The following is a 26,351-nucleotide window of genomic DNA, read 5'->3' as shown; positions in this document are numbered from 1 at the left end:
TAAATAGAAATAGCTAACAAAAATGACCACTTCTATATGGAGATATAGCCACTTAACATTGGCTATATCTTCTTTCCTTTTCATACTCGTTGCTGCCGTTACAGGTATTGTTTTATCTTTTGAACCTATCTCAAAACAGCTTTCAGATTACAGTATTTCTAATACTGAAGAAATTACACTTGCTCAAACAATTTCTGAACTACAAAAACAATACGACGAAATAATTTCTATCACTATTGATGAGAATGATTTTGTAACAGCTTCGGTAGTTACCAAAGAAGGAAAAAGTGACACATTTTATGTAAATCCAACTACAGGAGAAAAATTAGGTAGTATTGAAAAAAAGAAACCTATTTTTCAGTTTGCTACTAGCTTACACAGATCTTTATTTTTAAAATCTACAGGAAGATTTATCGTTGGCTTTATTTCATTTTTACTTTGTTTAATTGCGGTAACTGGACTCGTACTAATTGCTAAACGACAAGGTGGATTCAAACAACTTTTTTCTAAAATTGTAAAAGAAAATTTTGAACAGTATTATCATACTATAATTGGTAGGTATACACTTATTCCTATCATCATCATCACGCTAACGGGGGTGTATTTATCGCTAGATAGATTTTCAGTTTTACCTAAAGAAAAAATTAATCACTCTTATAATTTTCCTTCAGCTTCTTCTAACAAAAAAATAGCAGTTGCTGATTTCCCTACATTTAAAAACACCTCTCTAAACGAAGTAAAAAGTGTAGAATTCCCTTTTTCTGAAGATGAAGAAGATTACTTTTTTATGAAACTTAATGATAGTGAAGTACTAATTCACCAATATACAGGGAACATAATCAGTAAAGAGAATCTTTCGTTAACAAGTATGCTTTTAAACTGGAGCTTGTTATTACACACAGGAAACGGAACAATTATTTGGTCAGTTGTATTACTACTTTCTTCAATATCTATCCTGTTTTTTATCTATTCAGGGTTTGCAATGACCTTAAAAAGAACACAGAAAAGTTCACTGCCTAAAAATAAAACTAGTAAAGACAAGGCTGAAATTATCATTTTAATAGGTTCAGAAACAAACAACACCTACCCTTTTGCTTCTTCCTTATTCAATGCTTTAATTAAAAACGGGAAAACTGTTTTCATTGACATCTTAAACAATTACACTTCTTATAAAAGTGCAAAACATCTAATCATATTAACCTCAACTTACGGAGAAGGTGAAGCCCCTTCTAATGCTACTAAATTTATACAACTTGTTCAGCAAACAACTACTACAAACCCAATAAACTATTCAATAGTTGGTTTTGGTTCAAGAGCTTATCCTCATTTTTGTCAATTCGCTATTGATATAGATAATAAACTACAACAACTTTCAAATTTTAAAGTTCTTTTACCTGTTTATAAAATTAACAACCAATCGTTTCAAGACTTTAAAACTTGGGGGCTCCAATGGAGTCAAAAAACGGACATACAATTTCAACTAACACAAGAGATTAAAAAAACTAAAAAACAACAAACTTTTACAACTGTTTCTAAAACTGAATTAAACAACGACGATTCTTTTTTAGTTCGTTTACAACCAACCAAAAAGCTACGCTTTAACTCAGGTGATTTACTCGCTATTACTCCCAAAAAAGATAATATTGAACGTTTATATTCTGTTGGGAGAATAGATAATGATATTATACTAAGCATAAAAAAACATGAACTCGGTGTGTGCTCTAATCTACTTTATCAATTAGAAGAAAACGAACCGCTTCAAGCAAATATCAAACAAAATAAAGATTTCTATTTTCCAAAAAAGAACAAAGAAGTAATCTTAATTGCTAATGGAACTGGTATCGCTCCTTTTTTAGGAATGTTACAACATAAAAATGGCACAAAAGCGCATTTATTCTGGGGAGGAAGAACTAAAGAATCATTAAAAATATATACTCCTTTGTTAAAAAACATAGAACAAAACGATATTCATATTGCATACTCTCAAGAGCAACATAAAGAATATGTTCAGGACTTGTTATTAAAGAAAGAAACTACTGTTTCTTCTGTTCTGCAAAATGGTGGAACTATAATGATTTGTGGCTCTATTAAAATGCTAAAAGGTGTTGAAAACGCATTAGAACAAATCACTTCAAAAAGACTAAATACTTCTTTAAATCACTTCAAAAAGAATAATCAAATTAAAACAGATTGTTATTAATAAGATAAAAGAACCACCTTATTATTACAAAGGAATTAAGATATAAATGTTCTTTGATTAATAAATTGTTAAATAGATCTGTTTCACTCAAACCACCTTTCTCTTTTATCCTATATACTTTTCTCTAACGGCTAAATATTAAAATCCGAAGACAAAACAACGAATTCTAATTTATCCACTACGAATTCTAATTTACTCCAAATTTGCCTGTACATCTGTGGTAATTTTGATCATATAAAAACAACAATTATGTGGTCAAACAACAATTATTCATCAGTATTAAAAATGTATTTAGAAAAATACACAAGCTTAAAATTACAAATAAACACAAGCGGATTAATCGCTTCTGTTGAAAAACAAGAAAACGGTCAGTGGATTAACGACCGAAACCTTCCTAACATTTTAAATAAACTATCATCTAGTATGAATTTAGGGAAGGATGTAACCATCATTTTACAACAATAACAGTAACTATAATAACCTTAAAACAAAAAACTATGAAACAAAACATTTTAAAAGTAGGTACAGTAATGGGATTACTACTACTAATCGGAGTATTTTCAAGTTGTAACAACACAAAAAGTGACAACAAAAACCAAGAACAGGGAAACATTGCTACCATTGAGGAAACTATTGAAAAACCAGCTGTGGAATACAGAAAACCTGTGGTGTTTATTACAGGAAACGACAAAGGAAACAGTCATTTTTACGATAGTGCCAGAGTATATTTCAAAGAAAAAAACTATGAAATAATAAACGGTAAATATTCAGTAGAAGAAATTATTTCTTGGATGAACAACAATGCTACTGAAAACCCTTACGGAGAAGTTCATATTGTAAACAACAACAATCCGTTCAAAGCAATGAATTTAGAAACAGTAATTAAAGGAGATAAAGTAACTGCTGAAACTTTGCAAAAAACAATAAATAGAGGCTCATTACCTTCAGTAAAAAGTGAAGCAATTACAGATGATACTAGAATTATTTTTCATACCAATCAATTGGCTGAAAACACTGATTTAGTAAACACATTAAAAAGTGCTTTTATAACTGAAGAAAAAATTCCACAAGTAGTTGCTTCACCTTACTACAATGTTTTTGGAGGTGAGTTTTCTAATCATTATTTAGCACAACCATACTATGTGTTTTACCCAACAGCAAATTCACCTGGTAAAGTAGATTTATCAAAAGAAATTGCTAAAAAATATCCAGAAGAAAAAGAAATTTCTTGGTACGATGCTTTAAATAATGAAAAAGAACGTTATGTGGGAGAACCGTATACAATTCAGTATACTATTCCTGTAAATCTGGAATTGGATTACCATAACTCTGATAATGAAATTCCTCAATTTGTAATGCAAGAAGAAATTATGGATTTTATTGCCAGTGAGGAGGCTTTAATGAAAGAGGTAGAAAAAACAAATATTCCTGTGGAAAAATTTAGATGGACCTACACTGTAAAAAACAGTCAGTTAATTATAAAAGGTAAAGCTTCTGCTCTATGTGTTTTAAAACCTTTAACTAAACCATACGGAGAATTAGAACACGTAAAACCAGATACCAATAATAAACGTTTATACGCTATGAAATAACTAATAATTGTTGAACAAACGTCATTACGAACTTAGGAAAACCTCATAATAAAAGTAATTGCTTCAACCATTCCCCTTTCGTAATGACGTTTTATTTAAGTATTTTTGTTATGATGAAAATGCAACACTATACTACAAAAACAGCTATGAGAAACAGTTTTGTATTGAGTATTAAAAAATACTCAATACAAAACTTTGTTTTTTTATTACTCTGTTGTTTTTTTTATGGATTCATAAATGTTTCTGCTCAAAATCAACCTTTAAAAACTTATACTAAAAATAACGGATTACCTAGTTTACATATAAATAGTGGTGCTCAAGACAAAACTGGCTATATATGGCTTGCTTCTAATAACGGATTAATTCGGTTCAACGGAAATAAGTTTACGACTTTTACTACTAAAAATGGGCTTCTATCAAACAATATCAATACCATTGCTACAAAAGGAAATACTGTTTTTATTGGTACTGATAAAGGTTTAAGTATAAAAAGCCATCGCGGATTCACTAATTTAGAACGTAACAATGTTAACTGTATTCTAACCGCTAAAAACCATACTTTTTTAGGCACTGACAAAGGAATTTTTAGAGTTCGTGAAGATTACCTCTCTCCTCTTCGTACCAACTTTCAAATTGACCTAAATCAGATAAACGATATGTTGTTTGATGGAAATTTTTACTGGATAGCCACAAATAAATCTTTATGGAAGCTAGACAAGCTTATCAATCCTGAAGTTTTAAAAAGAATTGATGTAAACAATTACACTTCCATTTTAATTAATGGAAAAACAATCATTGCAACCACCTATAATAATGGCATTAAATTTATTAAGGATAATGAAATAGAAACACAAACCATCTCAGCACAAAATGTAACCGAGATAAAAAAAATTAATAATCAATTTTGGATTGTTTCAGAAAGTGAAGGTATTGAAGTACTCGATGCTAATTTTAATTTTGTTAAAAGCATTAATAAATACAATACCTTAACAACTAATAAAATCACCAGTGTTTTTCAAGACGATAAAAATAACACATGGATTTCTACAAAAGATAAAGGGGTTTACTTTATTAAAAGCGATAAAGTCATACAAAAGAAGCCAACCATTTCTTTTGAAAGTATTGAAGTTGTTTTTACTCCATTAGATAGTATCAACATAAATAACTACAACAAAACTTTACAGTTACCTGCTGATAAAAACCATATTTCTTTTTATTATAAAACAATTGACATTAATAACTCAAATAATTTAGAATATCGCTACATTCTTAATGGTAAAAAAAGCCCTTGGAGTACTAAAAGCGCTATTGATTTGGCTTATTTATCACCAGGAAACTATACCTTTTCTGCTCAATCAAGAGTAGGAAAAATAGAAAGCACCCCTATTGAGTTTAATTTTTTTATCGATACGCCTATCTATAAGAAAAATTGGTTCATTTGGTCTGTTGTTGGATTAGTCTGTTTAATTTTAGCACTTATTATTTGGTCTTACATTCGAAGAATTCAGGCTAAAAACAAAGCAAAAGTTGCAAAATTAGAGTTAGAAAACCATTTGATTTCTTTAGAACAAAAAGCCTTGCAGCTACAAATGAATCCACATTTTATTTTTAATGTTTTAAACGGGATTAAAGCTTTAGGAAACTCAGGAAAGTCAGCTGAATTAAATACTACCATTAGTAAGTTTGCTACACTTTTACGTGGTGTTTTACATAACTCTAGACAAGAAGAAATTAGCTTAGCTGAAGAAATTACTACGCTTAAAAACTATATTGAATTAGAACAACAGATAAACTCTAATACATTTGAATATTCTATAACTACAAATCTTACCATAGATTCTGAAGAAATTTTAATTCCTCCAATGCTCATACAGCCTTTTGTTGAAAACAGTATAAAACATGGAATCTCATCTGTTGAAAATGGAAAAATTATGATTAATTTTTCTATAAAAAGCAACCTTTTACATTGTGAAATAGTAGACAATGGTATAGGAATTCATCAATCAAAAGAACTCAAAAAAACAAGCTCACATAAATCAGTAGCATTAAAAGTTACACAAGAGCGAATTCAAAATTTATCAAACAAAAGTACTTTTTCTATTAGTGAAATACGTGAAGAAGGTAAAGTAACAGGAACTAAAGTACTATTTAAAATTCCTTTAAAAACTGATTTTTAAAACATGAAAAAACTTTCTGCAATTTTAGTAGATGATATGCCTACAGCATTGGAAATGCTACAAAACGATCTTACTCAATTCCATCCTGAAATTGAAATCATTGGCACTGCTAAAAGTGTGGTTGAAGCATCAAAAGCTTTACGAAAACAACAACCAGATATTTTATTTTTAGATATTATGTTAGGAGATGGTACAGGTTTCGATGTTTTAGAAATTCACCCAAACTTAACTTCAAAAATTATTTTTGTTACAGCAAGCGACGAGTATGCTATTAAAGCTTTTAAATTTGCTGCTATTGATTATGTGCTAAAACCATATTCTAATGAAGATTTAGCAAACGCTATTAATAAGGCTAAAGATCAAATTAAACCCGATAAAGAGCAGTTAACAGTACTACAACAATCTATTACAAAACCAAATCAACGTCCTAAAAAGATATCTTTAAACACTTCTGACAAGATAATGGTGGTAAATTTAGATGATATTGTTCGTTGTCAATCCGATAATAATTACACGGAGTTTTTTATGAATGATGGTCAAAAAATATTGGTTGGAAAAACTTTAAAACACTTTGCCGACATGTTAAAGGAATATGATTTCTTACGAGTACACCAAAGCCATCTTATTAATATTCAATTTATTAAAGAATTTATAAAATCTGATGGAGGATATTTAGTTTTAAAAAACAAAACAACGGTTCCTGTTTCTGTTCGTAAAAAAAATGAAGTTATTAACGTTTTAGAAAAAATGTAACCACAGTTTTTTCCCTATTTCCTCTGGTTTTTTAACACTTTTGTTAAAGTTTTATTAATATTTTATTTATCTTAGTGTTTATAAACTAAAAAAATTATGGTTGCATTTAAACCGGAAAAAGGTAGGTTATTAATTGCTGAACCAGCAATTTTAAATGATAGTTCTTTTAAACGAACTATTGTTTTACTTACTGAACATAATGAAAAAAGTTCGGTAGGTTTTATTTTAAACAGACCTTTAAACCATGTACTCAGCGATTTAGTTCCTGAGATAGACTGTGATTTTACAGTATATCAGGGCGGACCCGTAGAACAGGATAATTTATATTTTATCCATAAAGTTCCACATTTACTTCCTAACAGTATTGAAGTTGCAAACGGTATTTACTGGGGTGGAAATTTTGATCTTTTAAAAGAGTTATTAAACAATAAACAGTTAAAAGCTAGTGATATTCGCTTCTTTTTAGGCTATTCTGGCTGGGGGACAAACCAACTAGAAGAAGAACTGTTAATGAACTCTTGGTTTATAGCAGAGAATGACTACGAAAATATTTTAACTACCAATGACCAAAGCTTTTGGAAAGACAAGTTGTTGGAACGAGGTGGTAAGTATAAAATTTGGGCTAACGCTCCTAGCGATATTCAAATGAACTAGTTCTAACTAGTAACTATTGCAAGCTTTAGGCTACTTTTTATTTTATTAGTTATATCTGTTGAAAATTCTTTTTTACGATAATTAGTAACTGATTGAATTCCTACAATTGCATTCGTTATAAAAACTTCGTCTGCTTTTTGGATTTCAAAAGGGGAGATAGTTGTTTCTTCTATTGTATATTCTGGGTGTTTTTCTATAATTTCAATTACTTTTTTTCTGATAATTCCCTTAATACATCCTTCTGTTAAAGCTGGAGTTTTTATTGTATTTCCTTTTACTATAAAAATATTTCCATTAATAGCCTCAACAACTCCTTTGCGTTCATTTAGTAAAATACAGTTATCTAAATCGTTTTCTTCAGCAAAAACAGCTGCTAAAGTATTCAGCATTCTGTTGGTTGTTTTTATTGTTGAAAGCAAACCTGAATAATTATAAAAATCTTTAAAAACATCCATTCTATAGGTCTCTTTTTCTACATTTTCTAAAGGAGTTCCTTCAATAATATAATCTATCTCGTTTGTAACAGGCGCATACAAACCTCCGTCTTTCCTAAAAACAGTTAATCGTACTCTGTAAGTAGAAGATTCTGGTAACTCTTTAGTCACCTTAAGAATTTCCTCTTGTAAAAATTCAAGAGTAAACTTCATTGGTATTTTCATACGGAGCATTCGCATTGAAGCCATTAACCTAAAATAATGGTCTTCTACAAAAACAACTTTACCATTTAATACTTTAATTGTTTCAAAAATAGCATCGCCATACTTAAAAGCTCTATTCTTTGTTGAAATTTGTACTTCGCTATCAGAAATTAAAGTTCCATTAAAGTTTACCATTTCTTAAAAATTTTAATTGCAAACTTACAATTTAGGTGAATATTAGCCACAAAAAAACTCGACAAAATTGTCGAGTTTATCTTTTAGTTCTTTTCTCCTTGTTTGTTAAGCTCCTATTGTATGTTTTAATTCTTCTATTTGGTTTTGCCAAAGCATTTTTGCTTCTTCAGCATCATCTTCATCATCAGCAAAATCTGTAACAATTACAGCAACGTCTTTTGTTAACGGATCTACCTGTATTTTAAATTCAAAATAACTATCATCACCTTCACTTTCAGTCCATTTAAACTTAATACGCTCATCTGCCTTTTTTGTAATAATCTTTGCCTCTTCTTCAGAGTCATCCCACATAAAAGTAATAATCTTTCCTCGTGAATTTACTCTATCAGCAAACCACTCTTCTAAACCTGCTGGTGTTGCAAAATATTGATATAACATGCTTGGAGATGCATGAATAGGAAACTCTAATTCAAATTTAACTTTGCTCATTTATTTTTTTGTTTAAGTGCCAATATAGATAATTATTTTTTAAAAAAAAATTTAAATGTTTGTTGCCTAAAACTAAAAAGTAATTATATTTGCACCCGCAATCAGGCGAGGTAGCTCAGTTGGTTAGAGCGCAGGATTCATAACCCTGAGGTCGGCAGTTCAAATCTGCTCCTCGCTACAAAACCCAAATCATTAGATTTGGGTTTTTATTTTTACTTCATTTTCAAACTTTTATAAATCGCTTCTTTTATTTTTTCTTCTGTAATCCAACCATTATAACTTTTATATTTTTCTGTTATTGAAGAATTACTTTTTACTTCTTCTAGGCTTCTTCCTTTTTTTATTTCTGACGATATAGTACTTTTTAAGTCTTTCAACATACTTAAATATACCTTCAATTCTTTTTCTGATGATACATTTCCATGTCCTGGAATTATTTTAGTATCATCATCTGCTATCATTATCATATTTTCAACACCCTTTATATATCCATCTATTGTACCTCCTGAATCTATATCTATGTATGGAAATTTTCCTTGAAAATAAGCATCTCCTACGTGCAATACATTACTATTTCCAAAATACACTAATGCATCTCCATCAGTATGTGCATTATGAATATGGGTAATCAAAATCGGTTCTTCACCAATATAAAACTGTATATCTTCTGAAAAAGTAATCACTGGTAACGCTTCTTTTGGTGATGCTGACTTTTTCTTGCCTCTAACAACTTGATCAATACTCATCCGTTTACGTACATTTTCATGAGATACAATCACTGCTCCTTCTTTTTGAAAATTAGCGTTTCCACCTGTATGGTCACCATGCCAGTGTGTATTAATTAAATAAGTTATTGGGTTATCCGTAATTGTTTTAATAGCTGCTAATATTTTTTTGCTTAAAGGAGCAAATTGATCATCAATCATAAACACACCATTTTCCTCTACAAAAACTCCAATATTTCCCCCTTGCCCTTTTAAAACATAGATATTTTCTGTTAATTTTTCTGAAGTTATTTTAACTTCTTTTTGTTGTGAAAAGGCATTAAATGATAATATAACAAAGAAAGCAGTTAGTAATAATGATGAAGTTTTCATTGTAAAATGTTTTAGTTTTTTTGAATAATGGTCGCTAAACAAACCTCTAGTTTACAATATAATACATTTTAAAATGAGGTCCTACTTTTTGCACCTCGAACTCCTCACCTATTGTTACGAAATTTAAACTTTTATAAAACCCAACTGCCTCTTTTCTTGCATTACACCATAAAACATCAATACCCTTAACTTTTAAAATTCTTTTTGCTTCTTCTATTAATAATCTTCCTGCTCCCATCCCTCTTACTTCTGGTAACGTTGCCATTCCTCTTAATTGATATTGTTCTCCATTACCAACATCTATCCTATTTTGCATAAAAGATGCTATACCTACCAATTTATTGTTGTAAAAAGCTCCTAAGTGAAACGTATTTTCAAGTTCATCTTCCTTAAACTTATAAGGCAAATCAATATTTTTTCGTAAAACAGCTAATCGAATTTCATAGGTCTCTTGAGCTGATATATTTTTTATTTTTATCATCCTAAATTTCTTTAATCCAAAAATACAGAATGAAGATAAGTTTTAACCTAATTAATAAAGAAGATATCCTTACAATTCTTCCTCTTTTACGTAAAGCCAATACTACCACACCTCATGATGTTTTAAAAACTAGAGTTTTAGAAATGGCTCAATATCAAAACTATGAATGTATAGGTGTTTTTGATGATAATAAACTTATAGGTGTTTGTGGACTTTGGTACAGTATGAGACACTATATTGGAAAAAGCGTGGAGCCTGATCATGTCATTATTGACGAAGCATACAGAGGCAACAATATAGGCAAACAACTTTTTAAATGGCTGTATAACTATACCAAGACTAAAGGTTGTGAAGCTGTTGAATTAAACACCTATACTACCAATAGAAAATCTCATAAATTTTACTACAATGAAGGTTTTGAAATCTATGGTTTTCATTTTCTTAAAATTATAAGGGATGAAAAATCTTTTTTCTAGGAGGCTCAAAGAAAGTCTAAAACAAATAATATAAAACCGTACTTTTTTTACGGTTTTATTTCTAATTTTATATTTTAAACAACCTAATTTTGAGAAACTTAAAACTTTTATTATGATAAAGAGTATTTCAAACTTAGGAACTAGTTTAAACAAAAAAGAACAACAATCGATTAATGGTGGTAAAGCACAATGTTTATTACCTGACAATACCTGTTCTCGAATTTGGTTTGGTTGTGCTGAACCGCAATGCCAACCTCAACCATTTTAAAATACTAAGCGGGTTTTCCCGCTTTTTTTATCTTCATTAATACTTTAACCGTAAAATCTGTACTTTTTATTAGAATGATAAAAGTTACAATTCAAAAGTTTTTTTATGGTTTAGCCTTACTTTTTTTACGTTTTTTTCACTCTTTTATTCATTAAATTCTCAGTACCTTTGCAGTACTTAAGAGACGTCTTAAGTTCTTTTTCATAGCAATTTTCCCACTCAATATTTTTGAGTGGGTTCTTTTTTTTACGAATAGATTTTGCATCTTTAAATATCTAAACTTTTTTAACAGGATGATAAATTAAGAATGATAATTAATTAGTTTAACATTCCCTTAATAATGCCCACGCTAGTGGGTATTATTATTTCTGCAGTTTTTTATATGTTAATTTTAGTTAAGTAAGGTTTACCCTTATTCATTTTACGGTTTTTCTTTCATTGAATTATTTTTCACTTTTTAGATTTGAGAAATTTAAAAAACAAATTATGTTAAAAAACATTTCAAATTTAGGATCAGTTCTAAATAAACAACAACAAAAAAAAGTAACTGGTGGATGTGCTTTTGGTAGAAAATGTGAACCATGGGATGACACTTATTACACTACTTGTACATATGGAGATTATGTAGTTACTCATCAAGGATGTGGTTTAAATCTATGTTATGGAGGAGAATTAACATCAACAAACTGTTAATTGAAAGCCCTTATATAAGGGCTTTTTATTTTTATAAATAATTCCATGTTCAAATTATTACAGCTTAAAAATACAACACCCGATTGATACTTCATTTATTGCTCTTAAGCTCTAAATTTGATTATCTTTCAAACAATTCACTTAAAATTTAAGCATAAAAAAAGACTATCTTTTCAGATAGCCTTTTCTACCTTGTTCGGTATCGTAACGTACTTTGTCATTCTCTCTAACATTGTCAATCAACCCTGAATTATATACAAAAATATTTTCTCCTTATTCTGATGATCTAATAAACCCAAATCCTCTTGAGCTGTTAAAAAATTTTACTGTACCTTCTTGCACCTTACTTAAATTATTACATGTGTCTTGTAAAAGACGAACCTTTATATAAACTTTTATAATGCTATTAAACAGTTATGAAAAGCTTTTATGCTTATAAATACTTAAAAAATAAAGGTATAAGAATAATGAAATAAAAAAGGCAAGAAGAGAATAAACTCAAAAAAACTAATTAATATATACTACATTGAAATAATTAAGGCATTCTACTTGAACGTAGCAAAACTGATCTTTTTTAATTTTTAAACCATGTTGAACATTATAATTCTTGATTCTTTACAAGAAAAATAAACTTAATGCTCATATCTATAAAACACTCTTACCTTTTCTAAAATCTTTTAAAAAACCTATCTTATTCACTTTCTGAAAACTACATATTAAAGAAATAGTTTTTGTTATTTTTTTTAAAAATATATTTGTAGATATTAGAAACAGTCTTATATTTGCAACCGCTTTACTGCGGGAGTAGCTCAGTTGGTAGAGCGTCAGCCTTCCAAGCTGAATGTCGCCAGTTCGAACCTGGTCTCCCGCTCTAATTTTTACATAATTGTAAGAAATTACAAAAGTCTTTACCGCGGGAGTAGCTCAGTTGGTAGAGCGTCAGCCTTCCAAGCTGAATGTCGCCAGTTCGAACCTGGTCTCCCGCTCTAATTAAAACATAGCAAGTAATTGCAAAAAACTTTACCAATGCGAGAGTAGCTCAGTTGGTAGAGCGTCAGCCTTCCAAGCTGAATGTCGCCAGTTCGAACCTGGTCTCTCGCTCAAAAAACCGAAACTAACGTTTCGGTTTTTTTTATTCATTAAATTTTAGTTTATCTCCAAAGAAAAACAACCCAACGATAATTAACGCCATTATACTAACCATTATAGTATGGTTTGTTATTACACTTGGTCGTAACACTAATGTTATCAAGTATCCACCAATAGCACCTCCTAAATGAGCCGAATGACCAATATTTCCTACTTGATTTTTCATTCCGTAAATAGAATACAACAAATACCCTACACCAAAAACATACCCTGGAATTGGAACTGGTATTGGCAACATAATTAACTCCATGCTTGGATATAACATTATAGAAGAAAATATTACACCAGACACAGCTCCTGATGCACCAACCGCACTATAATACGGTATTCTTTTATGTTGATACAACGAATACATGCTCCCTGCTATTAAACTTGCAAAGTAAATTAACACGAAGTTTAATGTTCCAAAACTTGAATCAACCACTTTTCCAAACAAATACAAAGCATACATATTAAAACCTAAATGCAACCAATCAACATGTAAAAAACCGGAAGTTAACATTCTTATTTTCTCTCCTCCTAATATTTTTTGAACCTGAAATTTATAACGATCAAAAAAAGCAGCGTCACTAAACCCTTTAAGAGATACTAATACATTAGCTACAATTAATATAATAATAATTTGACTCATAATTTTGTATATACCCACAAACATAAACAAAAGTTAATAAAGTAAATCATTCATTAATTAATACGATATTTGCCTAAAATTAAAACTCAATGAAACTACTCATATTTATAATTGTTTATCCGCTAATATGGATGTTATCAATTTTACCCATGAGATTATTGTATATAATTTCTGATTTTTTTCGTTTAATTGTTTTCAACCTTATTGGATATCGTAAAAAGGTAGTTGTTCAAAATTTAAGAATGGCTTTTCCTGAAAAAAGCGATAAAGAAATAAAAAGCATTGCTAGAAAATTTTACAAGCATTTTATCGACTTAATTTTTGAAAGTATCAAAGCTTTTACAATTAGTGAAAAAGAAGTACTAAAACGCTACAAGTATAAAAACCCTGAACTCGTAAACAACCTTACTAAAGAAGGTAAAAGTATTATTCTATTAGGAGCCCATCAAGCGAACTGGGAATGGTCTTTTAGTCTTCCTTTAGTTTTAGATACACAAGTTTTCGGAGCTTACACTAAACTTACAAATAAGTATTTTGAAAAGGCTGTGAAAAATTCAAGAACTAAATTTGGAATTGAAGGTTTCAAAACCTCAGAAACCATAAAAGGAATCCATAAAAACTATCTAAAAAAAATACAAGGCGCCTATATTCTTTTGAGTGACCAATCTCCTCAGGTACATAAAACTCATTACTGGGCTAAATTCTTTGGTATTAAAGTTCCAATACACACTGGAGCTGAAATACTTGCTAAAAGATATGATTTTACTGTAATTAATTACACTGTTAAAAAAATAAAAAGAGGTTATTTTGAAACTGAATTTGAATTAATTACAGATTCACCGAAGGATTTTGAAAACTATCAGATTACCGATAAATACTTAGAAATAACCGAAAGAAACATAAAAGAACAACCAGAGTGTTATTTATGGACGCATAAACGTTTTAAACACAAAGACAAATATGAACAATGGCTAGAAAACAGAAAAGCTTCTCAAAAATAACTGAGAAGCTTTTTTTATTCAATACTAATTTTAAATCACAAAAAAAACCTTCTCATTTTGAGAAGGTTTTGGGTGAAAGACCGGGTTCGAACCGGCGACCTCCGGAACCACAATCCGGCGCTCTAACCAGCTGAGCTACAATCACCATGTAACTTGCGGGTGCAAATATACAAGCTTTTAGTATTTTGGCAAAACTTTTTTTTAAATTAATTTACTTAAATTTTCCACTGCCACGTAACGTTCTGATGTAAAGCCCTCTGCAAAATCAACTCCTATTAATCTTCCTAAGTCTCTTGCTCTATATTCTATACTATCAGTAAAATTTTTGCTGGTTATAGGCGTTTCTGGCTCATTGCTTTTCGGATCAAAAAACTGTGATGAATACGCCATAACTGAGCTTATCTTTTTATCCATGAATCCAGTAACATCTACTACAAAATCAGGTTCAATGTTTTTCCATTGTATGTAATGGTATATTTGTTTTGGCCTCCACTTTTCTTGCTGAACTCCATCTAGTTCAGTTACTATTTTAAGTAAACCGCTTAAAAAGCAAGCATCTGACACTAACTGACTTCCTTTAGGGTGATCAATATGACGATCATCTATAGCGTTACACAGTACTATTTCTGGCTGATACTTACGTATCATTTTTATAATTTCTAGTTGATGTTCTTTATCATTCTTAAAAAAGCCATCTGCAAAACCTAAATTTTCACGTATTGAAACTCCTAAAATTTCGCCTGCTATTGCAGCTTCTTCATCACGCAATTCAGCTGACCCTCTTGTTCCTAGTTCTCCACGAGTTAAATCAACTATCCCTACTCTTTTTCCTTGTGAAATTTCTTTGGCTATGGTAGCAGCACATCCTAATTCTACATCATCTGGATGTGCTCCAAAAGCTAATATATCTAGTTTCATTTATTGTATTGTTTTTTGTAATGCTTGTTCTATATCTTTAATTAAATCTTTTGTTTCTTCTATACCAACCGAAAAACGAATAAGTCCATCTTTTATTCCTTGTTTTGCTCTTTCTTCAGGTGAAAGCAAGGCATGTGAAGTTTGGGTAGGGCTCAACACAGTACTTTCTACTCCTGCTAAACTCATAGACGGTTTTATAAGTTTTAAATTACGTTGAAAAGTCATAGCATCTATTTCTTCCTGTAACTCAAAAGACAACATGCCTCCAAAATACTTCATTTGAGATTTAGCTAACTCATAATCTGTATGCGATTTTAACCCTGGGTAGTACACCTTAGTTATGTGTTCATGCTTCTCTAAGTATTTTGCCATTTTCATCGCATTTTTACTTTGGCGCTTTACGCGTAAATTCATCGTTTTTAAACTACGTTCTAACATCCACACTGTAAAATCACTTAGGCTACCTCCTAAATTCTTTGCTAAATTCCATATTAGTTGTATATGTTCTTCTGAAGCAGCTACTGCTCCTGCCAAAATATCTGAATGACCTCCCATATATTTAGTCGCAGAATGTATCATAATATCAATTCCAAAATCAACTGGTGTTTGATTAATTGGAGAAGCAAAGGTATTATCTATCATTGTTACAATACCATGTTCCTTTGCCGAATTAGCAACAGCCTGTATATCCACCACTTTTAATAAAGGATTGGATGGAGTTTCAATAAAAATTACACGCGTATTTTGCTGAATTTCTTTTTCAAAGTCTTCAATAGCTAAACTATTCGTAAACGAATATTCTATTCCGAATTTATCAAACTCTTCTACTACAAAATTATAGGTTCCTCCATACAAAGTTTCTTGTAATACCACATGGTCTCCTTTTTGTAAAAACGCTAATAACGAAGTACTAATCGCTGCCATACCTGAACCAAATAGCAAACCTGCTTCTGTTTTTTCTAAAGCCGCTATCTTTTTAGACAAAGCTTCCTGATTAGGCGTATTGAAATAACGTGGGTATCTTTTTACGTTAACATTATCAAATTGATAAGAGGTTGACATATAAATTGGTGAAATAGCTCCTTTAAATTGTTCATCTTTTATTTCGCCAACATGCGTACATATAGTATTAATGCCTAATTTAGGTTTAGTATTCATAGTTATAAGAGGTTTTAAAATCTTAGACTTTAGATTTCTTTACAGAACTTTAATAGCTAAGTTACAAAAACTACCTTATACCTTAACAGATTTCCATTTTCCTTTTTTAAACAACCAAATACCTACAACAGCTATTAAAATTTCTGCTAATGTTATTGCTAAAAAGACTCCAATAGGGCCAAAATCTAATGTAATTGCCATTAGGTATGCAAATGGTAATTGAAATAGCCAAAAACATACAAAATTGATATAGGTTGGTGTTTTTGTATCTCCTGAACCATTAAAAGATTGAATTACCACCATTCCGTAGGCATAAGCTATATATCCTGCTGCCATTATTTGCAAACACAATGCTCCATTTTCAACAACTTCAGTATTTTCAGAAAACCATCCTAAAAAGGTTGGAGCAAAAACTATATAAATCAATGAGACTGCTCCCATAAAAATCGCACAGTACTTACTAGTTATCCAAACAGATTTCTCAGCCCTTTCTGGTTGTTCAGCTCCTAAGTTTTGGCCTACTAATGTTGCTGCAGCATTACTCATTCCCCAAGCAGGCATTAAGGTAAACATCATTATTCGAATAGCAATGGTATATCCAGCAAGTACTTCACTTCCAAATTCAGACATAATTCGCATTAAAAATACCCAGCTTGAAGTTCCGATAATAAATTGTCCTATTCCACCTAATGACACTTTAATTAAGTTTATCATTACAGAAACTCTCACTACTAAATCTTTAATAGCCAATTTAACTTTACCTGCTCCAAAAAATAAAACTGCTAATTGAGTTACTACTGCCGTACCTCTACCAATTGTCGTTGCTATAGCTGCCCCTTCTACTCCGTATGCCGGTACAGGACCTAAACCGAAGATAAAAATAGGATCGAGAATAATATTTAATCCGTTTGATAAAATCAACGTCCACATTGCGATAGAAGCATTTCCTGCTCCTCTAAAAATTGCATTGATTAAAAAGAGTAGCATTACAGTAATGTTTCCTCCTAACAATACTTGGGTATAACCAAAGCCTTCAGTTATTAAGTCTGGCTCACCTCCCATTAATCCTAATATCTCTTTCGGATATAAAATCCCAACAACACTAATAAGAATTGAAATAAATACTCCTAAAAAAATAACTTGTACTGCTGTTTGATTTGCTCCTTCTGAATCTTTCTCTCCTGTTCTTCGAGCAACTAAAGCAGTTGCCGCCATACTTAACCCTATCGCTACTGCATATACTAAAGTTAGTACTGACTCAGTTAATCCTACAGTAGCTACTGCATTTACACTTACTCTCGATACATAAATAATATCTACCAGAGCAAAAATAGATTCCATTAGCATTTCTAAAATCATCGGAATTGCTAATAAAAAAATAGCTTTACGAATACTTCCTGTCGTAAAATCTTGCTGTCTTCCTAAAACAGCATCTTTAAAAAGTGAGAATATGGTTTGTTTTGATGTTTGATTGTTATCAGTCATTATAAAGTTTTATAAATACATAAAATTGTCTTAAAAAGAGTAAGACATAACTATTTGTTGCTCAGGCAACACTTCTATTTTAGACGACTCATACAATCATAATGGAGCAAATATGCGAAAATATTTTTAATTAATTTCAATATCTTCGTGCTATGATTAAAGTTGCCATTATAGGAGGCGGTAATGTAGCTACACATTTAGCCAATGCTTTTAGTAAAACAGACGAAGTATCGTTGGTGCAAGTATATGCTCGAAATATAGAGCAAGTAGAGCATTTAAAAGAGGTTACTTCTATTACAAATAGCATAGAGCTTTTAACAAAAGCTGATGTATATATCATTGCTGTTTCTGATGATGCCATTGGTGATGTTTCTCGTAAAATTGAACAAAAAAATGGTTTGGTAGTACACACTTCTGGTAGTGTAGCTATGCAGTCGTTACAAAACACTGGACGTAAAGGTATTTTTTACTTATTACAAAGCTTTTCTAAAGACAAAAAGGTTGACTTCAATAAAATTCCATTTTGTTTAGAAGCTGAAAATGAAGAAGATTTACAATTATTGGAAACGCTTGCTAAAACTATTGGAAAAAAGATATACCGTATTAACTCAGAACAACGTAAACGATTACACGTGGCTGCCGTTTTTGTAAACAATTTTACCAATCACATGTATAAAATTGGTGCTGATATTTGTAACGAACACCAAGTTCCTTTTGAAGTATTACTTCCATTAATTCAAGAAACAGCTCAAAAAATAACCGAATTGAGTCCTGATGCAGCACAAACAGGTCCTGCTAAAAGAAACGATCAAAAAACTATTCAAGATCATTTAGCATTGTTAAATGCCGAACAACAAGAAATTTATAAACTTATTACAAAATCAATCCAACAAAATGGAAAAGAGTTATAAAGAATACTTACCTCAAATAGACACTTTTATTTTTGATGTAGACGGAGTATTAACTAACGGAATTGTAACCGTTTTTCCTGACGGACAATTGGTACGTCAAATGAATATTAAAGATGGGTATGCCTTAAAATCTGCTGTAAAAGCTGGTTACAGGGTTTGTATTATCTCTGGTGGAAAAAACGAAGGTGTACGCACACGTTTAAAAGGTTTAGGTATTACCGATATTTATTTAGGTGCTCACGATAAAATTCAACAGTTTAATGAATTGGTTGAAAAATACAAATTGAATCCTGAAAATGTTGTGTACATGGGAGATGATATTCCTGATTACCCTGTAATGAAACTTGTTGGTATGCCGTCTTGCCCTAACGATGCGGCTCGTGAAATACAACAAATTTCAAAATACATTTCTGATAAAACAGGCGGTAACGGTTGTGCTCGTGATATTATAGAACAAGTATTACGTGTGCAAGGAAAGTGGGATAGCAACTTTGACGCACAATACGACTAATTGGAATACTTTTTGAAAACGATATACTATTAAAACTTTTAAATTATGAAAAAAATACTTTTTGCTTTATTATTCACAACCGTTAGCTTATCTATGAGCGCACAAACTATTTTCGGAAAATGGGAAAACCGAGATGAAGAAACCAATAAGGTTGATTCTGTAATTGAAGTATATAAAAAAGACGGAAAGGCATACGCCAAAATTGTAGAAATTACTGACAAGAACCGTCAAGAAGCTGTTTGTGATAAATGTAGCGGAAAGCGTAAAGACAACCCTATTTTAGGTATGAATATTTTAACAGGTCTAAAAAAAGATGGTGACGAATGGAGTGGCGGAAAAATTTTAGATCCAAAAAACGGAAAAGAATACAAGTGTTATATTAAACTTGAAAATAACAACAAGTTAAAAATTAGAGGTTATATAGGTTTTGCTGCCTTTGGTAGAACAGCTTATTGGCACCGAAAAAACTAAACACAAAACAAAATTCAAAAGCATCATTTTTTAATGGTGCTTTTTTTATAAAAAAATAAAAGACTCTAGTGTCTTTTTTAAAGAAAACTAATATCTTTGTAGCATATTATTTTTATATGTTTTCAAAATCTTGTGAATACGGTTTAAGAGCAACTATTTTTGTTGCAGAGCAATCTAGCTTAGATAATAAAGTTGGTGTTAAAGCCATCGCTGCTGCTATTGATTCTCCAGAAGCTTTTACAGGAAAAATATTACAAATTTTAACGAAAAATAATATTATCGACTCTATTAAAGGTCCTTATGGCGGATTTGTAATTAATAAAGCTGACCTTAAAAAAATCCGTTTAAGTGATGTGGTTCGTGTATTAGATGGAGATAGTATTTATACAGGTTGCGGATTGGGTTTAAAACAATGCGATGATAGCTCTCCTTGCCCACTCCACTTTAAGTTTGTTGAGATTAGAGATAATTTGAGAAAAATGTTAGAAGAAAACACACTCCACGATGTATTATACACCCAAGATAAGAAAAACACTTTCTGGTTAAAACGGGAATAAAAAAATTTACAACTATAAAGGATAAAAAGGTCTTTTTATAATTTATAAACAATAAACAGAAACAAAATGGAAATAAATAACAACACAACAGTGGCAGATATAGTTGCAAACAACTATAAAACAGCTACAATTTTTAAACTATACGGAATTGATTTTTGTTGTAATGGTAACAGAACTATTCAAGAAGTTTCAACAAAGAAAAATATTGTTCCAGATACATTAATCAATAAACTCATCCGAATTGATAGAGGCTCAAAATCTACTAACGATTATCAAAACTGGTCGTTAGATTTTTTGTGTGATTACATCTATCAAAATCATCATACCTATGTAGAAAAACAAATTCCTGAAATTTTAGAGTATTTAACTAAAATAGCTAAAGTACATGGTAACAATCACCCTGAGCTACACGAGGTTTTGCAACTCTTTAAAGAAAGTGCCGGAGAACTTACTACACATATGAAAAAAGAGGAACTTATTTTATTCCCTTTTATAAAAAAGTTAGTTGAGGCAAGTAACTCAAAAACTCTCCTTTCTCCTCCTCCATTTGGTACGGTAGAAAACCCTATAAACATGATGCATACTGAACATGACAATGAAGGAAATAGATTTAGAACAATTGCAGAACTAACTAACAATTATACTCCACCAGAAGATGCCTGTAACACTTACAAAGTTGCTTTAGCTATGCTACAAGAGTTTGAAGAAGACTTACACAAACACATTCATTTAGAAAACAATATTCTATTTAAAAAAGCAATCAAATTAGAAAATCAATTAAATTAAATAATTAATAATGAGAAAAATTTGGACTGGATTTATTGCAGTAGTGGTATTATCATTTATTGCATTAATATGGGTAGGCACAGAAATTTACCAAACCCAACCCCCTATACCTGAAACAGTAAAAGTTAACGGAAGTAATGAAACTATATATACAAAAAAAGATATTCAAGATGGACAAAATATATGGGAGTCTATTGGAGGAATGGAAGTGGGTTCTATTTGGGGACACGGAAGTTATGTAGCTCCAGACTGGACTGCCGATTGGATTCATAAAGAAGCTGTTTATTTATTAGACTATTGGGCTAAAAAAGACTTCAACAAAAATTACGATGCTTTAGATGAAGAAAATAAAGCTGCTTTAAAAGCACGTTTGGTAAAAAACATTAGAACTAATACGTTTAATGAAAAAGACCAATCAATAACAATTTCAAAAGAGCGAAAAGAAGCTATTGAAGCAAACGCTGCACACTATGCGAATATCTTTTCAAAAGGTCATGAAAAATATGCTATTCATGAAGGTGCTTTAACCGATACTGAAAAACTAGCTAAGCTTAATGCCTTTTTATTTTGGACTTCTTGGGCTGCCAGTACAGAAAGACCAGATCAAGAATATACCTATACTTCAAACTGGCCTCACGAACCGTTAATTAATAATACAATTACTCCCGATTCACAACTGTGGTCAGGCTTCTCAATAATTTTATTACTACTGTTTATAGGTGTGTTAACCTATTACTACATCAGAAATCATGAAAAAGGAGAAGCAGTAACAAACCCAAACAATGACCCTTTATTAGACTTAAAATTATTCAAATCTCAAAAAGCGGTATTAAAGTACTTTTTAGTCATTTCACTCTTGATCGTATTACAAGTTGTTTTGGGTATTGTTACTGTACACTATACAGTAGAAGGTCAAGCATTCTTTGGTTTTAACTTATCTGAATACCTTCCATATTCAATCTCTAGAACCTGGCATACACAACTTGCTGTATTTTGGATTGCCGCTACATGGTTAGCAACAGGATTATTCTTAGCTCCAATTATTAGTGGTAAAGAAATGAAGTACCAAGTTTTTGGCATCAATTTCTTGTTTATTGCCTTGTTAATTATTGTTTTGGGCTCTATGCTAGGTGAATGGTTAGGTGTACACCAATTTTTAGACTTAACCACCAACTTCTTCTTTGGTCACCAAGGATACGAATACATGGATTTAGGTAGGTTTTGGCAAATATTCTTAGGTATTGGTTTAATTTTATGGGTAATTATGGTTGGTAGACATGTGCTGTATGGTATCCGCAAAAAAGACGACTCAAAACATTTACTTTCTATTTTATTAATAGCTGTAGTTGCTATTGGTATGTTCTTTTTCTCTGGATTAATGTATGGAGAAAACAGTTCATTACCTGTAATTAATTATTGGAGATGGTGGCTCGTACACCTATGGGTAGAAGGATTTTTTGAGGTATTTGCTACGGTAATTATCGCCTATATTTTCTCTCGTATGAAAATTATTTCAACCAAAACAGCAGGAAAAACAGCTATCGCTTCAGCAACTATTTTCTTGGCAGGAGGTATTATTGGAACCTTACACCATTTGTATTATTCAGGAACACCTGTACAAGCTATTGCTTTAGGAGCTACATTTAGTGCTTTAGAAGTGGTACCATTAACCTTAATGGGATTTGAAATTAGAGAAAACTGGAATTTATTGAAAAAGAATGCTTGGATTCAACGTTATAAATGGCCTATTTTCTTCTTTATTGCAGTTGCCTTTTGGAACATGGTAGGTGCTGGTGTTTTCGGGTTCTTAATCAACCCTCCTATTGCTCTATATTACATTCAAGGATTAAACACAACTGCTGTACACGCACATACTGCACTATTTGGAGTATATGGAATGTTAGGTATGGGCTTTATTTTAATCTGTTTACGCTTGTATTCAAATATTTCTTGGAACGAAAAACTCGTAAAAAATGCGTTTTGGTTTTTAAATGGTGGGTTAGTTTTAATGGTTGTGTTAAGCTTACTACCTGTTGGTATAATTCAAGCTTACACTTCTATTACCAAAGGATATTCTTTTGCTAGAGATCCTGAATTATTATACAACCCTACAGTACAAACCTTAAAATGGATGCGAATGATTGGTGATATTGTATTCTCTTTAGGTATTGTATGTTTCTGCTGGTTTGTGGTAAGAACAACGATTAATGCGATAAAACAAAAATCGTAACCCTTATTGTTTTTATAAAAAGTCTGTGTAGCCCCATCTATACAGACTTTTTTTATTACCCTATTTTTAAGGAAGTCATACTTAAAGAGCCCGCCAATAACTTGTCATTAAAAAGCTGAATTTCTTCATTTTTTTGCTGCAAACCTAAACTATAAATCAACGGTAAATAATGGTCAGGTGTTGGAATTGCTAACTGAAATGCTTTTGACTGTTTTGTATAGTCTATCAATGGTTTAAAATTTCCTTCTAGCAAATATTTATTAACCGTTTCTCTTGTCTCAATAGCCCAATCATATCCATAATCATCCTTAGCAAAATTCTTCCAATCAACTAATCTTAGATTATGAACAATATTTCCGCTTCCAATAATTAATATGCCTTTTTGCCTTAAAGAAGCTAGCTGTTTAGCTAATTCAAAATGATAATTGGCATCTTTGGTATAATCAATACTCAATTGAATTACAGGTATATCAGCCTTCGGAAATAAATGCTTTAATACAGTCCAAGCACCATGATCTAATCCCCAATGTTCATCTAGCTCTACAAAATTAGGATGCAATAATTGTTTTGTTTCTTTAGCTAATTCAGGACTTCCATTAGCAGGATATTGTTGTTCAAATAATTCTTGTGGGAAACCTCCAAAATCGTGAATTGTCTTAGGCATTTTCATCGCAGTTACTTTTGTTCCTTTAGTAAACCAGTGTGCCGAAACACAAATAATAGCCTTGGGTTTTGGTAGTGTTTTTGAAATATTTTGAAAACCTCTCGTAAACTCGTTTTCCTCAATAGCATTCATAGGACTCCCATGCCCCAAGAACAATACTGGCATTGTTTGAGAAACCGGCAAACTATCTGATAACCTTTTTAAACCGCTTAATGTTCCCATACTCAAATTTACTGATGCTAACCCTAATAACTGTAAAAACGTTGTTCGTTTCATAAGGGATTCTTGTTTAACTCTATTTTAAAAACATACCCCAAACCAATGTTTGAGGCATGCATACAATCTTAGTTGGGTTTTAAAAAACCAAATCAACTACCAAATCAAACTCGTCGTAAATTGCTTTATCTTTTAAACCATCAAAAAAGCTAGTAGAACCATATTTTACATTATACTTTGTTCTATCAATTTTTAATGAAGCTGTTGCTTTTCCTCCATACACAGAAATTTCAAAAGTTACAGGGTTTGTTTTATTCTTAACAGTCAAATTTGCTGTTACTTTGTATGAGTTCTTTCCTTTAGCTTTCACCTTAGTAAAAACTAATTTAGCTGTTGGATGATTATTTATACCAAAAAAATCGTCTGATTTTAAATGTCCCTCTAATTTCTTTTGGTAATCTCCTGATAAATCTGTTACCGCAATAGATGTCATATCTATTAAAAACTCCCCTCCTACTAATTTGTCTTCATCAAAGTGTAAGGCTCCTGATTGTAAACTAACTGTTCCTTCATGAGAGCCAGTTACTTTATAACCTTTCCATACCACTTTACTCTCTTTGGTATTTACTTTCTTTATTTCTTTTGTAATGGTAGTAAACGATAATGTTGCAAATGCTATTAATACTAACACTAAAGGATTTTTAAAATTTTTCATTGTTATATAGGTTTTAATTAATTTAAGATTAAATCTGCGTATTGTTTTGAGTTTACTTTAATATCTTCATGCTTTGGGTTGTCATTTGCTCCATAAAACACATGCGATGGTAAAACTTCTGTTCCACAAAACTCAAACGAAACAGTTACCGATTTTAATAAGTCTTCTAAAGATACAAAACTATTATAGGTTTGCTCCGTACCCCCTGTTGATACGGATAGACGAAACTTTTTCCCTTTTAATTTATCTCCTCCTGGACCAAAAGCCCAACCATATGTTAATACCTCATCCATCCATTTTTTTAATAAAAAAGGAGTGTTAAACCAATGCAACGGGAATTGAATAACGATACTATCATGATTCAATAACAACTCTTGCTCTTTTGCTACATTGATATTTAAATCTGGATATTCTTTATATAGTTGATGAATTCTTACTTTATCATCGTGCTGTTGCAACTCATCTATCCAGGACTTATTTACGTTTGACTCCTCAATATTTGGGTGTGTTACAATTACTAAGTGTTTCATTTTTTTTATTTTTACTTGTTTTTTATATCACAAAAGTATGTATATTTGCTATACAAAAGTAACTACTATACTTTAGTATACCAGTATACAAAAGTATACCAACTCAATAAACATGGAAACAGTTGTTCAAATGGAAGAGCTAAAAAGGTGCTCTGTTCAATATGTATTAGCATTAAGAGATACTTTAAATGTAATAAGCGGAAAGTGGAAACTATCTATTATTGGTAGCTTGTTATACGGAAAAATGCGCTTTAAAGAACTACAACGAAACATCGGTAAAATCTCTCCAAGAATGCTATCTAAAGAATTAAAAGATTTGGAAGCTAACGGAATCATTAAACGTACTATTTACGATACTAATCCTGTTACTGTTGAATATGAATTAACAGAATCTGGAATGCGATTACATACTACCCTAGATGTTATGGTTAAATGGGGAATTGAGCATAGAGAATTAACTTTAAAGTAAGTTAACGCTTCTTTATTAATCTCTCAACATTACATAACGTCATTTCGAACAAATTCAACTGAAATAAACATAATTCCTTCAATGAAAGTGACTATCATTTCTAGATAGACTAAAAAACAAGTTAACGTGTAACTATATCTATACTATGATTTAGTTGTTTGTTGTAATATTTTATACAATGCTAATGAAGAGTCTTTTCCTGAACTCCAATTAAAATAGGCTTTTTTCATACAGCA

Annotated in this window: 28 protein-coding genes, 5 tRNA genes and 2 pseudogenes; 21 read left to right on the top strand and 14 right to left on the bottom strand. The window is 31.0% G+C overall.

What is annotated here, in order from left to right; all coding sequences use genetic code 11:
- Positions 1 to 22 precede the first annotated feature (22 nt).
- From ACTPNM_RS07095 to ACTPNM_RS07070, 6 genes are all read left to right on the top strand, one after another.
- Positions 23 to 2,200 carry a PepSY domain-containing protein gene (locus ACTPNM_RS07095; RefSeq protein ID WP_440121145.1) on the top strand — a complete coding sequence of 726 codons (2,178 nt, stop codon included), beginning with the start codon at positions 23 to 25 and terminating at the stop codon, positions 2,198 to 2,200.
- Between the two features lie 249 nt (positions 2,201 to 2,449).
- Positions 2,450 to 2,665 (top strand): hypothetical protein, encoded by a 216-nt coding sequence (locus ACTPNM_RS07090; protein ID WP_099213850.1) that lies wholly within the window; start codon positions 2,450 to 2,452, stop codon positions 2,663 to 2,665.
- Positions 2,666 to 2,697: 32 nt separating this feature from the next.
- On the top strand, positions 2,698 to 3,792 hold the full coding sequence (locus ACTPNM_RS07085; RefSeq protein ID WP_440121144.1) for a hypothetical protein: 1,095 nt from the start codon (positions 2,698 to 2,700) through the stop codon (positions 3,790 to 3,792).
- 110 nt (positions 3,793 to 3,902) lie between these two features.
- A complete protein-coding gene (locus tag ACTPNM_RS07080) occupies positions 3,903 to 5,969 on the top strand; it encodes a sensor histidine kinase (RefSeq protein WP_440121143.1) in 2,067 nt (688 codons plus the stop codon).
- A 3-nt stretch (positions 5,970 to 5,972) separates the two neighbouring features.
- A complete protein-coding gene (locus ACTPNM_RS07075) occupies positions 5,973 to 6,722 on the top strand; it encodes a LytR/AlgR family response regulator transcription factor (RefSeq protein WP_440121142.1) in 750 nt (249 codons plus the stop codon).
- Positions 6,723 to 6,818: 96 nt separating this feature from the next.
- Positions 6,819 to 7,376: a YqgE/AlgH family protein gene (locus ACTPNM_RS07070; RefSeq protein WP_274640206.1), complete on the top strand. Its 558-nt coding sequence runs from the start codon at positions 6,819 to 6,821 to the stop codon at positions 7,374 to 7,376.
- A gap of 2 nt (positions 7,377 to 7,378) precedes the next feature.
- On the opposite strand, the gene ACTPNM_RS07065 is transcribed toward ACTPNM_RS07070, so the two are convergent.
- On the bottom strand, positions 7,379 to 8,209 hold the full coding sequence (locus ACTPNM_RS07065; RefSeq protein ID WP_274640207.1) for an aminotransferase class IV: 831 nt from the start codon (positions 8,207 to 8,209) through the stop codon (positions 7,379 to 7,381).
- Between the two features lie 105 nt (positions 8,210 to 8,314).
- Positions 8,315 to 8,698 carry an START-like domain-containing protein gene (locus ACTPNM_RS07060; RefSeq protein ID WP_274640208.1) on the bottom strand — a complete coding sequence of 128 codons (384 nt, stop codon included), beginning with the start codon at positions 8,696 to 8,698 and terminating at the stop codon, positions 8,315 to 8,317.
- A gap of 104 nt (positions 8,699 to 8,802) precedes the next feature.
- Here ACTPNM_RS07060 and ACTPNM_RS07055 point away from each other — a divergent pair.
- Positions 8,803 to 8,876: transfer RNA gene (locus ACTPNM_RS07055), tRNA-Met, on the top strand.
- 34 nt (positions 8,877 to 8,910) lie between these two features.
- Here the strand turns inward: ACTPNM_RS07055 and ACTPNM_RS07050 are convergent.
- Together ACTPNM_RS07050 and ACTPNM_RS07045 are read right to left on the bottom strand one after the other, a co-directional pair.
- Entirely contained in the window at positions 8,911 to 9,795 is an 885-nt protein-coding gene (locus tag ACTPNM_RS07050; RefSeq protein WP_440121141.1) for an MBL fold metallo-hydrolase, read from the bottom strand.
- Positions 9,796 to 9,841: 46 nt separating this feature from the next.
- Positions 9,842 to 10,276 (bottom strand): GNAT family N-acetyltransferase, encoded by a 435-nt coding sequence (locus ACTPNM_RS07045; RefSeq protein ID WP_440121140.1) that lies wholly within the window; start codon positions 10,274 to 10,276, stop codon positions 9,842 to 9,844.
- Between the two features lie 29 nt (positions 10,277 to 10,305).
- On the opposite strand from ACTPNM_RS07045, the gene ACTPNM_RS07040 reads away from it, so the two are divergent.
- The 3 genes from ACTPNM_RS07040 (at position 10,306) to ACTPNM_RS07030 (ending at position 11,713) form a co-directional block, all read left to right on the top strand.
- A complete protein-coding gene (locus ACTPNM_RS07040; protein WP_440121139.1) occupies positions 10,306 to 10,752 on the top strand; it encodes a GNAT family N-acetyltransferase in 447 nt (148 codons plus the stop codon).
- A 112-nt stretch (positions 10,753 to 10,864) separates the two neighbouring features.
- The gene (locus ACTPNM_RS07035; RefSeq protein WP_274640212.1) at positions 10,865 to 11,020 is read left to right on the top strand and encodes a hypothetical protein; all 156 of its coding nucleotides are present in this window, start codon (positions 10,865 to 10,867) and stop codon (positions 11,018 to 11,020) included.
- Positions 11,021 to 11,506: 486 nt separating this feature from the next.
- Positions 11,507 to 11,713, top strand: a complete 207-nt coding sequence (locus ACTPNM_RS07030; RefSeq protein WP_099213860.1) for a hypothetical protein — start codon at positions 11,507 to 11,509, stop codon at positions 11,711 to 11,713.
- A gap of 165 nt (positions 11,714 to 11,878) precedes the next feature.
- Here ACTPNM_RS07030 and ACTPNM_RS07025 read toward each other — a convergent pair.
- Positions 11,879 to 12,055 (bottom strand): annotated as a pseudogene (locus ACTPNM_RS07025) (cold-shock protein).
- A gap of 456 nt (positions 12,056 to 12,511) precedes the next feature.
- On the opposite strand from ACTPNM_RS07025, the gene ACTPNM_RS07020 reads away from it, so the two are divergent.
- The 3 genes from ACTPNM_RS07020 (at position 12,512) to ACTPNM_RS07010 (ending at position 12,814) form a co-directional block, all read left to right on the top strand.
- A tRNA-Gly gene (locus tag ACTPNM_RS07020) sits at positions 12,512 to 12,584 on the top strand.
- A 42-nt stretch (positions 12,585 to 12,626) separates the two neighbouring features.
- Positions 12,627 to 12,699: transfer RNA gene (locus ACTPNM_RS07015), tRNA-Gly, on the top strand.
- 42 nt (positions 12,700 to 12,741) lie between these two features.
- A tRNA-Gly gene (locus tag ACTPNM_RS07010) sits at positions 12,742 to 12,814 on the top strand.
- Positions 12,815 to 12,845: 31 nt separating this feature from the next.
- Here the strand turns inward: ACTPNM_RS07010 and ACTPNM_RS07005 are convergent.
- Positions 12,846 to 13,493, bottom strand: coding sequence for a rhomboid family intramembrane serine protease (locus tag ACTPNM_RS07005; protein ID WP_440121138.1), 648 nt, complete (start codon positions 13,491 to 13,493; stop codon positions 12,846 to 12,848).
- An 89-nt stretch (positions 13,494 to 13,582) separates the two neighbouring features.
- On the opposite strand from ACTPNM_RS07005, the gene ACTPNM_RS07000 reads away from it, so the two are divergent.
- A complete protein-coding gene (locus ACTPNM_RS07000; RefSeq protein ID WP_440121137.1) occupies positions 13,583 to 14,494 on the top strand; it encodes a lysophospholipid acyltransferase family protein in 912 nt (303 codons plus the stop codon).
- 70 nt (positions 14,495 to 14,564) lie between these two features.
- Here ACTPNM_RS07000 and ACTPNM_RS06995 read toward each other — a convergent pair.
- The 4 genes from ACTPNM_RS06995 to ACTPNM_RS06980 all read right to left on the bottom strand — a co-directional run bounded on the left by ACTPNM_RS06995 (position 14,565) and on the right by ACTPNM_RS06980 (position 18,055).
- Positions 14,565 to 14,640: transfer RNA gene (locus ACTPNM_RS06995), tRNA-His, on the bottom strand.
- A gap of 55 nt (positions 14,641 to 14,695) precedes the next feature.
- Positions 14,696 to 15,412 (bottom strand): bacillithiol biosynthesis deacetylase BshB1, encoded by a 717-nt coding sequence (gene bshB1 / locus ACTPNM_RS06990; RefSeq protein WP_440121136.1) that lies wholly within the window; start codon positions 15,410 to 15,412, stop codon positions 14,696 to 14,698.
- A complete protein-coding gene (locus ACTPNM_RS06985) occupies positions 15,413 to 16,570 on the bottom strand; it encodes a trans-sulfuration enzyme family protein (RefSeq protein WP_440121135.1) in 1,158 nt (385 codons plus the stop codon). It abuts the gene before it with no gap.
- 75 nt (positions 16,571 to 16,645) lie between these two features.
- Positions 16,646 to 18,055 (bottom strand): MATE family efflux transporter, encoded by a 1,410-nt coding sequence (locus ACTPNM_RS06980; protein ID WP_440121134.1) that lies wholly within the window; start codon positions 18,053 to 18,055, stop codon positions 16,646 to 16,648.
- Positions 18,056 to 18,207: 152 nt separating this feature from the next.
- Between ACTPNM_RS06980 and ACTPNM_RS06975 the strand changes: the two genes are divergently transcribed.
- From ACTPNM_RS06975 to ACTPNM_RS06950, 6 genes are all read left to right on the top strand, one after another.
- Positions 18,208 to 18,966: a Rossmann-like and DUF2520 domain-containing protein gene (locus ACTPNM_RS06975; RefSeq protein WP_440121133.1), complete on the top strand. Its 759-nt coding sequence runs from the start codon at positions 18,208 to 18,210 to the stop codon at positions 18,964 to 18,966.
- Complete coding sequence (locus ACTPNM_RS06970) at positions 18,950 to 19,477, top strand: KdsC family phosphatase (RefSeq protein WP_440121132.1); 528 nt, start codon at positions 18,950 to 18,952, stop codon at positions 19,475 to 19,477. The genes ACTPNM_RS06975 and ACTPNM_RS06970 overlap by 17 nt, the downstream gene beginning before the upstream one ends.
- A gap of 45 nt (positions 19,478 to 19,522) precedes the next feature.
- Positions 19,523 to 19,948 carry a DUF2147 domain-containing protein gene (locus ACTPNM_RS06965; protein ID WP_440121131.1) on the top strand — a complete coding sequence of 142 codons (426 nt, stop codon included), beginning with the start codon at positions 19,523 to 19,525 and terminating at the stop codon, positions 19,946 to 19,948.
- Between the two features lie 116 nt (positions 19,949 to 20,064).
- Positions 20,065 to 20,505, top strand: a complete 441-nt coding sequence (locus ACTPNM_RS06960; protein ID WP_099213869.1) for an RrF2 family transcriptional regulator — start codon at positions 20,065 to 20,067, stop codon at positions 20,503 to 20,505.
- A gap of 66 nt (positions 20,506 to 20,571) precedes the next feature.
- Positions 20,572 to 21,291 (top strand): iron-sulfur cluster repair di-iron protein, encoded by a 720-nt coding sequence (ric, locus tag ACTPNM_RS06955; RefSeq protein WP_440121130.1) that lies wholly within the window; start codon positions 20,572 to 20,574, stop codon positions 21,289 to 21,291.
- Between the two features lie 10 nt (positions 21,292 to 21,301).
- Entirely contained in the window at positions 21,302 to 23,521 is a 2,220-nt protein-coding gene (locus ACTPNM_RS06950; RefSeq protein ID WP_440121129.1) for a nitric-oxide reductase large subunit, read from the top strand.
- A 55-nt stretch (positions 23,522 to 23,576) separates the two neighbouring features.
- Here the strand turns inward: ACTPNM_RS06950 and ygiD are convergent, their stop codons facing one another.
- From ygiD to ACTPNM_RS06935, 3 genes are all read right to left on the bottom strand, one after another.
- Positions 23,577 to 24,407 (bottom strand): 4,5-DOPA dioxygenase extradiol, encoded by an 831-nt coding sequence (ygiD, locus tag ACTPNM_RS06945; protein ID WP_440122823.1) that lies wholly within the window; start codon positions 24,405 to 24,407, stop codon positions 23,577 to 23,579.
- 133 nt (positions 24,408 to 24,540) lie between these two features.
- The gene (locus ACTPNM_RS06940) at positions 24,541 to 25,116 is read right to left on the bottom strand and encodes a YceI family protein (RefSeq protein ID WP_440121128.1); all 576 of its coding nucleotides are present in this window, start codon (positions 25,114 to 25,116) and stop codon (positions 24,541 to 24,543) included.
- A 17-nt stretch (positions 25,117 to 25,133) separates the two neighbouring features.
- Positions 25,134 to 25,646 carry an NAD(P)H-dependent oxidoreductase gene (locus ACTPNM_RS06935; protein WP_440121127.1) on the bottom strand — a complete coding sequence of 171 codons (513 nt, stop codon included), beginning with the start codon at positions 25,644 to 25,646 and terminating at the stop codon, positions 25,134 to 25,136.
- 112 nt (positions 25,647 to 25,758) lie between these two features.
- On the opposite strand from ACTPNM_RS06935, the gene ACTPNM_RS06930 reads away from it, so the two are divergent.
- Positions 25,759 to 26,115 (top strand): winged helix-turn-helix transcriptional regulator, encoded by a 357-nt coding sequence (locus ACTPNM_RS06930; protein ID WP_099213874.1) that lies wholly within the window; start codon positions 25,759 to 25,761, stop codon positions 26,113 to 26,115.
- Positions 26,116 to 26,270: 155 nt separating this feature from the next.
- On the opposite strand, the pseudogene ACTPNM_RS06925 reads toward ACTPNM_RS06930, so the two are convergent.
- A pseudogene (locus tag ACTPNM_RS06925) lies at positions 26,271 to 26,345 on the bottom strand (ATP-binding protein); the annotation flags it as partial.
- Positions 26,346 to 26,351: the final 6 nt, after the last annotated feature.

This window comes from Tenacibaculum sp. Ill, assembly GCF_051938915.1.
Taxonomy (GTDB): Bacteria; Bacteroidota; Bacteroidia; order Flavobacteriales; family Flavobacteriaceae; genus Polaribacter; species Polaribacter larymnensis.
The sequence above is the reverse complement of the archived record's forward strand: the minus strand, read 5'-3'. Positions and strand labels throughout refer to the sequence as shown.